Origin of the sequence: uncultured Allobosea sp. (assembly GCF_945957345.1) — a bacterium.
In the GTDB taxonomy this organism is placed as follows: Bacteria; Pseudomonadota; Alphaproteobacteria; order Rhizobiales; family Beijerinckiaceae; genus Allobosea.
In genome coordinates this window covers 20,297-28,732 of record NZ_CAMFKW010000056.1, presented here as the reverse complement: position 1 = coordinate 28,732, position 8,436 = coordinate 20,297, and the positions used below count along the sequence as shown (strand labels likewise).

The 8,436-nt window shown below is 66.0% G+C and carries 8 protein-coding genes; 2 read left to right on the top strand and 6 right to left on the bottom strand.

Annotated features, from left to right (window positions below):
* Positions 1-2: 2 nt before the first annotated feature.
* Positions 3-449: a ribonuclease HI gene (gene rnhA, locus Q0Q36_RS21540; protein WP_293801309.1), complete on the top strand. Its 447-nt coding sequence runs from the start codon at positions 3-5 to the stop codon at positions 447-449.
* Positions 450-487: 38 nt separating this feature from the next.
* Here rnhA and Q0Q36_RS21535 read toward each other — a convergent pair whose 3' ends face one another.
* From Q0Q36_RS21535 to Q0Q36_RS21515, 5 genes are all read right to left on the bottom strand, one after another.
* On the bottom strand, positions 488-1,510 hold the full coding sequence (locus Q0Q36_RS21535; RefSeq protein ID WP_293801307.1) for an LLM class flavin-dependent oxidoreductase: 1,023 nt from the start codon (positions 1,508-1,510) through the stop codon (positions 488-490).
* 191 nt (positions 1,511-1,701) lie between these two features.
* Entirely contained in the window at positions 1,702-2,151 is a 450-nt protein-coding gene (locus Q0Q36_RS21530; protein WP_265058272.1) for a GNAT family N-acetyltransferase, read from the bottom strand.
* A 73-nt stretch (positions 2,152-2,224) separates the two neighbouring features.
* Complete coding sequence (locus Q0Q36_RS21525) at positions 2,225-2,455, bottom strand: hypothetical protein (protein ID WP_293801304.1); 231 nt, start codon at positions 2,453-2,455, stop codon at positions 2,225-2,227.
* A 540-nt stretch (positions 2,456-2,995) separates the two neighbouring features.
* A complete protein-coding gene (locus Q0Q36_RS21520; protein WP_293801302.1) occupies positions 2,996-3,481 on the bottom strand; it encodes a peroxiredoxin in 486 nt (161 codons plus the stop codon).
* Between the two features lie 53 nt (positions 3,482-3,534).
* Positions 3,535-4,398 (bottom strand): protein-disulfide reductase DsbD domain-containing protein, encoded by an 864-nt coding sequence (locus Q0Q36_RS21515; RefSeq protein ID WP_293801300.1) that lies wholly within the window; start codon positions 4,396-4,398, stop codon positions 3,535-3,537.
* A 262-nt stretch (positions 4,399-4,660) separates the two neighbouring features.
* On the opposite strand from Q0Q36_RS21515, the gene Q0Q36_RS21510 reads away from it, so the two are divergent.
* Positions 4,661-5,272, top strand: coding sequence for a YqgE/AlgH family protein (locus tag Q0Q36_RS21510; protein ID WP_265058276.1), 612 nt, complete (start codon positions 4,661-4,663; stop codon positions 5,270-5,272).
* A gap of 152 nt (positions 5,273-5,424) precedes the next feature.
* Here the strand turns inward: Q0Q36_RS21510 and Q0Q36_RS21505 are convergent, their stop codons facing one another.
* Positions 5,425-8,364 carry an EAL domain-containing protein gene (locus tag Q0Q36_RS21505; protein ID WP_293801298.1) on the bottom strand — a complete coding sequence of 980 codons (2,940 nt, stop codon included), beginning with the start codon at positions 8,362-8,364 and terminating at the stop codon, positions 5,425-5,427.
* Positions 8,365-8,436 lie beyond the last annotated feature (72 nt).

Genomic DNA, 8,436 nt, shown 5'->3' with positions numbered 1-8,436 from the left:
CCATGAGCGATACGGTCGAAGTCTGGACGGACGGCGCCTGCTCGGGCAATCCCGGCCCCGGCGGCTGGGGCGCGATCCTGACCTTCAACGGCGTCGAGAAGGAACTTTCCGGCGGCGAGGCGCAGACCACCAACAACCGCATGGAGCTGATGGCGGCGATCGCGGCACTGGAGGCGTTGAAGCGGCCCGTCACGGTCGCGCTCCACACCGACAGCCAATATCTGCGGCAGGGCATCACCGGCTGGATCCATGGCTGGAAGAAGAACGGCTGGAAGACGGCCGACCGCAAGCCGGTCAAGAACGCCGAGCTGTGGCAGCGCCTCGAAGCCGCGCTCGGCCGCCACAAGATCGAGTGGAAATGGGTCAAGGGCCATGCCGGCGACGAGATGAACGAGCGCGCCGACGCTCTGGCGCGGGCCGGCATGGCGCCATTCAAGCCGCTGAGGTAACGGCTCCCCCACATGACGAGGGGGAACCGTGGAGCACCTTAGCGCCAGCCCAGTGCGGGCGCGACATGCTTCAGGATCGCTTCGATCACATGGGCGTTGTAGTCGACGCCGAGCTGGTTCGGTACCGTCAGCAGCAGCGTGTCCGCCTCGGCGATCGCCTCGTCCCGCCGGAGTTCCTCGACGAGCTTGTCCGGCTCGGCCGCATAGCTGCGCCCGAAGATGGCGCGGGTATTCTCGTCGATATAGCCGATCTGGTCGTCGCCTTTTTCGCCCCGGCCGAAATAGGCGCGGTCTCGGTCATCCACCAGGGCAAAAATGCTGCGGCTGACGGAGACCCGAGGCTCGCGGGCATGCCCCGCCTCCTTCCAGGCCTCACGATAGGCGCGGATCTGCTTTGCCTGCTGGATATGGAAGGGCTCGCCCGTCTCGTCGTTCTTCAGGGTCGAACTCTGCAGGTTCATGCCGAGCTTGGCCGCCCAGATGGCGGTCGCATCCGAGGCCGCGCCCCACCAGATGCGCTCGCGCAAGCCCTCGGAATGCGGCTCCAGCCTGAGCAGGCCCGGCGGATTCGGGAACATCGGCCGCGGGTTCGGCGGGGCGAAGCCCTCGCCGCGCAGCACGTCGAGGAAGACCTCGGCATGGCGCCGCCCCATATCGGCGTCGCTCTGCCCCTCCGCCGGCTGATAGCCGAAATGGCGGAAACCATCGATGACCTGCTCAGGCGAGCCGCGGCTGATGCCGAGCTGGAGGCGCCCGCCGGCGATGAGATCGGCGGCGCCGGCATCCTCGGCCATGTAGAGCGGGTTCTCGTAGCGCATGTCGATCACGGCCGTGCCGAGTTCGATGTGGCTGGTTTTGGCCCCTGCCGCCGCCAGCAGCGGGAAGGGCGAGGCGAGCTGGCGCGCGAAATGGTGGACGCGGAAATAGGCGCCGTCCGCACCGAGCTCTTCGGCCGCGACGGCGAGATCGATCGACTGTAGCAGCGCGTCGCCCGCCGAGCGGGTGCCGGATTGCTGCGAAGGCGACCAGTGGCCGAAGGAGAGAAAGCCGATCTTCTTCATGATGCGCCTCTCGCAGCTTGCGCGCTGGATGCGCGCGCCCAAAGGATGGTTCGGCACGGCTGCGAAGCAACCTGCCGGAGCAGTCCTGATATAGGTGCTGGCGGCGTCATTGCGATTGCACGGATGCACGAACGAAGCTGCATCCATGCCGTCGATCGTGCGTCAGGGCGTTCTCGCTCCGTGCTAGGCTGTCAGCCGAGCGGCTGGCGGTAGACGATGAAGCCCGACTTGTCGGCGACCTTGTCGTAGAGCGCCTGTCCCTGAAGGTTGGATTCATGCGTCTGCCAGTAGACGCGGAAGCAGTTCTTGGCGCGCGCCATCTGGTTCACGGCCTCGATCAACTTGCGGCCGATGCCGGTGCCGCGCGATTCCGGCACGGTGAACAGGTCCTGGAGGTAGCAGATCGGCTTCTCGCTCCAGGTCGTGCGGTGGATCACCCAGTTGACCATGCCGAGCGGCTTGTCGCCCTGAAAGGCGAGGAAGCCGCCCATCGGCTCCTCGCCGCCGGTCAGGCGTCCGAAGGTGATTGCGTCGATCTCCGGCGGCAGCGTCGCCTTGTAGAAGGTCAGGTAGCCATGCCAGAGCGGCGTCCAGGCCTCCCGGTCGGTCGCGGCAAGCGGGCGAATGGTAATCTCGGCCATCGGTGTTCTCCTCCGGCCGGGAAACTAGCCGGGGCTTCGCGGCTTGTCTCATGACAAGCGCAGATCGGATCGATCAACCGGGTTGGTCCGATGCGAGGAAGCGCTCGACAGCGCTGGCGCTCAGAGCCTGAGCGGGATCTTCCCTCCAAAGATCGAGAATGATAGCCGCCAGGCGAGCTCTCGCCCGCCTCTGCTGCTGGCCTCCGACGGTGTTGACGCTGTTCACCGCCATCCAGGCTGCGTCGAAAGCGCCAGCCAATTTTGCCAGATCCGCAGGTTCGACAACGAAGCCCTGAAACGGCATGTCCTCACCTATGCGCCAAAGAGGTGGAGCACCTTAAGGGGTGGCGTACTCCTCGCAATGTCAAAAGCTGGGTCCGCTCCCGACCCGTTGCGGATATTGCCGTTCATCGTTCGGTAGGCGCAGCAAGTTACGTTGCGCAGATGCGCTAGGAGGGGGATTTGTTCGAATCGACTATGCGCTTCTTCGCTCGCCTGATTTGGTTCTCGCTAACCCAATTGCTCGGCTACTGGACCGGTCGCGCGATAATCCAAGGCTTATCGCTCGGCAGTTTGGATGTCAGCGATTACGGATACCACAATCAAAAGCCCTTCAAGATACTCTGGCGCCGCGGGGAGCAGCCAATCGTTTCATACTTAGCGGCTATCGCGTTGGGGCAATTCCTATGGTTCGGGGCCATCTTCGGCGCCCTAGTTTATCTTTCGCGCGGTTAGGCGAACGAGTCCGCCCCCGACCGTTTGCAGACATTTGCCCTATCCGGCCAGCCAACAAAAAGCCCGCGCAGCGGCTGCGCGGGCTCAAATCTCTCTCCGTGCCTCTGGCTCAGAGCTTGGCGAGCATCGCCTCGGCGCCGGAGGCTTCCGCCTTGCCGGCGGCTTCCTCGACATTGAGCACCCTCACCACGCCGTCCTCGACCAGCATCGAATAGCGCTGCGAGCGGGTGCCGAGGCCGAATCCCGAGCCGTCCATCGAGAGGCCGATCTCTTTGGCGAAATCGGCATTGCCGTCCGAGATGAACTCGATCACGCCGGCGCCGCCGGTCGCCTTCGACCAGGCATCCATGACGAAGACGTCGTTGACGCCGGTCACCATGATGGCATCGACGCCCTTCGCCTTGATCTCGGCCGCCTTCTCCAGGAAGCCGGGCAGATGGTTGCGATGGCAGGTCGGGGTGAAGGCGCCGGGAACGGCGAAGAGCACCACCTTCTTGCCGGCGAACAGGTCGTCGGTCGTGCGCGCGGCCGGGCCGTCGGCGGTCATGACGCGGAACGTCGCCTGTGGAAGCTTGTCACCCACCTTGATGGTCATCAGCCTGTTTCTCCGTGAAGCCCGCGGCCGAAGGGGCCGCCCGGCCTCACCGATTACGGCTTGCCGGCGGGGATGTCGAGTTCCAGCCGCGTCTCGACCGGCCGCGGCGTGCCGCGCACGGTGAAGATCAGTGGGATCGGGCCGGCCGTGCCCTTCGGGCGCTCGTCGATCCTGATCTGGGCGAGCACCGTGCCGTCCGCCTGCGGCGTCAGCCTGGACTTGCCGAAGGACCACATGCCGGAGCCTTCGATGAAGACATCCTCGATCCGGCCGTCCGGCGGCGGCTGAAGCACGAGTCGCAAGCCCGGGTCGACCACGCTCTCGTCCGGTCCGGCTTCGACGATCGCAATCTTCTCCTTGTGGGGACCGGGCTTGGTGGAGACCGGCACGCGCGCCTCGAAGCTTTCGAGCCGGGGCGAGGTCACGGTCGTCACGCCGGGCTCGAGCCACAGGCTCGCCTCGCCCTTGGCGGGGATGCAGATCTTCTCGCAGACGGCATAGTCGAGCTTCAGCACGACGAGGACGGGTCGCGACGGATCGACCGGCTGGACCGAGATCGGAATGACGACCTCGCCGACATAGCCGATGGAATAGCCCGCCGAATCCTGGAAGCGCTCGGGCACCGGCCAGCGCACGTCGAGCCCGCCGATATTGGTCGAGCCCGACCAGTCGAAGGCCGGCGGCACGCCGAACTGTCCGGGGCTGCGCCAATAGGTCTTGTAGCCCGGCGACATCACGATCTCGACGCCGACTCGCTGCTTGCCGGTCGCGGTCGTCGGACCGGCGATCAGGCGCAGCTTCGCATGCTCGCTCGCCGACCAGGGCGAGGTGGCGGCTTCCGTCGTCGCCTCCTGGGCGCGGGCAGCGGGGCCAAGCGCCAGCAGGATCATGGCCAGCAGGGGAAGAATACGGTTCACGGGCCCAGCCTTTAACGGTTGCGAGCCTGAAAAGCGAACAAAACCTGTCTTCCTTCGCCCGTCCTCGCGCGTGCGACACCCCGGCAATCTTGCGCAGGATTGGGGCGCAATCGGGGTATCCATGCGGCTACGCACATGCGTTGCGCTAGGGCACGCGAACGTGATCCGGGGTGCGGCGCCGACACGACAGATACGCTTTCGACATTGGTCGGCTCAAGCCAAGCCTTGCCGATCCTCCCCGACAGCCTCTAGCATGTACCCTATGAAGCTTGGCTCACAATCGCGCGCCGCCGGCCGCTCCTATCTCGACGGACAATGCCTGATCGCGATGCCGGGCATGGCCGATACACGCTTCAGCCGCAGCGTCGTCTATGTCTGCGCCCATTCCGAGGACGGGGCGATGGGCATCATCGTCAACAAGCCGGCGGGCGATACGAAATTCCCGGAACTGCTGGTCCAGCTCGACGTGATCCCCTCCGAGGAGGTGATCCGCCTGCCGAGCCGGGCCGAGCGCATGCAGGTGCTGCGCGGCGGCCCGGTCGAGACCAAGCGCGGCTTCGTCCTGCACACCGCCGATTTCTTCCTGGAATCGGCGACCCTGCCGATCGACGAGGGCATCTGCCTGACGGCGACGCTGGACATCCTGCGCGCCATCGCCTCTGGCGAGGGGCCTGAGAGCGCCGTGCTGGCGTTGGGCTATGCCGGATGGGCAGCGGGCCAACTGGAGGCCGAAATCCAGTCCAATGGCTGGCTGCATTGTCCGGCCGATCCCGAACTGCTCTTCGACGAGAGCGTCGAGACCAAGTACCAGCGCGCGCTCGGCAAGATCGGCATCGATCCGGCCTTCCTGTCGCGCGAGGCGGGGCACGCGTGAATCCTTCTCCCCTCGGGGGAGAAGGTGTCTGCGAAGCAGACGGATGAGGGAAGGGTCGCGCAAGCGGCCCTTCATTCTTTCTGCGATGTGGCGTAGCCCTCATCCGTCGGCGCTTCGCGCTGCCACCTTCTCCCCCGAGGGGAGAAGGATTTTTAAGCCGCCTCTGTCGCCGCCGCAGCCGCCGCACCCATCAGGCGCCGCGCCTCCGCCGCCGTCATTGGCTGCCCGAAGATGTAGCCCTGCGCGTATTGGCAGCCGAGCTGGTAGAGCTCGATCGCATCCGACTCGCTCTCCGCGCCCTCGGCGACGACGTCCATATGGAGATCGGCGGCGAGCTGCACGATCGAGCGCAGGATCACCGGCGGGCGGCCATTGCCCATCTGGCGCACGAAGCTCTGGTCGATCTTGATCGTGTCGAAGGGGAAGCGCTGCAGATAGGACAGCGAGGAATAGCCCGTGCCGAAATCGTCGAGCGAGAGGCCGGCGCCGAGATCGCGGATGCGCTGCAGCATCTGCGCGGCATATTCCGGGTTCTCCATCACGAGGCTCTCGGTGATCTCGAGTTTCAGCGTGCCCGGCAGCACGCGCCGGCGCCCGAGCACGGTCTTCACATCATGCAGCAGGTCGTGGCGCAGCAATTGCCGGCTGGAGACGTTGACGCTGGCGAAGATCGGCGGATCGACCTCCAGCGCCGCCTGCCAGGCTTCCAGCTCGCGCGCGGTCTTGTCCATGACATAGACGCCGAGATCGACGATCAGCCCGGTCTCCTCGGCGATGGCGAGGAAATCCTGCGGCATCAATCTGCCTTCGCGCGGATGGTCCCAGCGCACCAGCGCCTCGAAGCCGGCGATGGTGCGGTCCTCCAGCCGGACGATCGGCTGGTACATGACCTGGATCTCGTTGCGTTCGATCGCCCGGCGCAGGTCGCTTTCCAGGGCGAGGCGGTCGTTGCGGTCCGTCCGCATCGCCGGCACGAAGACCTCGATCTTGTTGCCGCCCTGGCGCTTGGCATGGGCCATGGCGAGCTCGGCATTCTTCAGCGCGTCTTCCTTGCGCGAGGCCGGTGCCGGATCGAACAGGGCGAGCCCGATCGAGGGCGTCAGCACGATCTCGCGCTCGGCATAGGTGATCGGCGTGGAGACGGCGCGGCGCACCAGCTCGGCCAGGGCCAGGATGCGCTCGGGGTCGCGCTCCGAGACGAGGATCATCGCGAAGGTGTCGCCGCCGATGCGGGCGAGCGTGTCCTGCGCCCGGAGCAGGCGGCCGAGGCGGCGCGCCAGCGTCAGCAGGATCGAATCGCCGGCCGAGAAGCCGACGGATTCGTTGACCTGCTTGAAGCGGTCGACATCGATGACGAGCACGGTCGGGCGGATATTGTCGTCGGCGCGGGTGAAGCCGAAGATCGCGCCGAGCCTGTCCTGGAACAGCTTGCGGTTGGGCAGGCCGGTCAGGTTGTCATGGACGGCATCGTGCAGCAGGCGCTCCTGCGCAGTGCGCTGCTCGGTGACATCCGCGAGCGTGCCGATGACGCGGATGACCTCGCCGTCCGAGCCGATCACCGGCCGTGCCTTGACGTTCACCCAGTGATAGGCGCCGTTCGCGGCACGCAGGCGCAGGTCGAGATTGAGCTTGCCGCGGCGCTGCTCCAGCACGGCGTCGAGCGTGACGCGGTAGCGGTCGCGATCGGCGACATGCATGTGCTCCAGCCAGCGTGCGGCCGAGCCTTCGAGCGAACCCTTGGGCAGGCCGAGCAGCGTCTCGATCTGCGGGGAAACAAAGACCTTGTCGGAGCTGACATCCCAGTCGAAGACGAGATCGCCTGAGCCTGACAGCGCAAGCGCTCGCCGTTCGGTATCCGAGACCAGCCCTTGCGAGATCGCGCCGCCTGCGAAGGCGTGCTGGATCACGGTGAAGCCGATCAGCAGCACGATCAGGACGAGGCCGCCCAACAAGGCAGGTGCGACCAAATCACGTTGAAATTGCCCGGTCACGGTGAAGCTCGCGGCCGTCACCCAGACGGCGAGCAGGAACCAGGTCGGGATCAGCATCACCGCCCGCTCGTAGCCATGCGTCGCCAGATGCACGACGAGGATGAAGCCGATCGCTGCCACGGCCGCGATGGAGATGCGCGCGATGCCCGACGCCATCGGCGCGTCGAAGACGGCAAGCCCGATCAAGCCGGCGAGACCGAGAATCCAGAGCAGCGTGACATGGCCGTAGCGCACATGCCAGCGCGACAGGTTGAGATAGGCGAAGAGGAAGACGAGCAGCGTCGCCGCCAGAACGACCTCGGCACCGGCGCGATAGATTCGCTCGATCGCAGGTGTGAGCGGGAACAGCCGCTGGAAGAAGCCGAAATCGAGGCCGGCATAGGCCAGCACTGCCCAGGCGAGCGCAGCGGCAGCCGGGAAGATCACCGCGCCCTTGACCACGAAGATGATGGTCAGGAACAGCGCGAGCAGGCCGGCGATCCCGATGATGATGCCCTTGTAGAGCGTCAGGCCGTTGGTCTTCTGCCGATAGGCCTCGGCCTCGTAGAGATAGAGCTGTGGCAGGTTGGGCGACTTGAGCTCGGCGACGAAGGTCACGGTCGTGCCGGGGTCGAGCGTGATCAGGAAGACGTCGGCATCGGGGCTCGGCTCGCGGTCGGGCGAGAGGCCCTGGCTTGCCGTCACCGCCTCGATGCGCTTGTCGCCGAGATCGGGCCAGATCACGCCGGAGCCGATCAGGCGGTGGAACGGCGCGACCAGCAACCGGTCGATCTGCTCGTCGGAATCATTGGTGAGCGCGAAGACGATCCAGTCCGGGCGTGCGCCGGCCTCGCGCGCCTTGACGGCGATGCGCCGGACGATGCCGTCCGGCCCCGGTGCGGTCGAGATCTGGATGACGTCGCCGTCGGATTTGTTGCGCTCGACGACATTGGTCAGGTCGATCACGGGGGCGTCGACGGGAACGCGAACCGCCTCGACGGCCTGGGCCGGCAGAACGGCCGCGCAGAACCACAGGACAAGGCCGGCCAAGGCGAGGCCGGCCCGGAAGATGCGCGCAGAAATGGACAAGCTGTGCTCGGCTATCAGGCGGGAAGCGATCATTCGCAATTTAACGAAAAGCCCTATCGGCCGCTCATGGCAAGGGCAAGGCGAAGCGGGCCTGTGGTCAACCGC

Excerpts from the sequence above, each read along its gene's own strand:
- rnhA (WP_293801309.1), top strand. The coding sequence starts at position 3 with ATGAGCGATACGGTCGAAGTCTGGACGGACGGCGCCTGCTCGGGCAAT.
- Q0Q36_RS21535 (WP_293801307.1), bottom strand. The coding sequence starts at position 1,510 with ATGAAGAAGATCGGCTTTCTCTCCTTCGGCCACTGGTCGCCTTCGCAG.
- Q0Q36_RS21530 (WP_265058272.1), bottom strand. The coding sequence starts at position 2,151 with ATGGCCGAGATTACCATTCGCCCGCTTGCCGCGACCGACCGGGAGGCC.
- Q0Q36_RS21525 (WP_293801304.1), bottom strand. The coding sequence starts at position 2,455 with ATGCCGTTTCAGGGCTTCGTTGTCGAACCTGCGGATCTGGCAAAATTG.
- Q0Q36_RS21520 (WP_293801302.1), bottom strand. The coding sequence starts at position 3,481 with ATGACCATCAAGGTGGGTGACAAGCTTCCACAGGCGACGTTCCGCGTC.
- Q0Q36_RS21510 (WP_265058276.1), top strand. The coding sequence starts at position 4,661 with ATGAAGCTTGGCTCACAATCGCGCGCCGCCGGCCGCTCCTATCTCGAC.
- Q0Q36_RS21505 (WP_293801298.1), bottom strand. The coding sequence starts at position 8,364 with ATGATCGCTTCCCGCCTGATAGCCGAGCACAGCTTGTCCATTTCTGCG.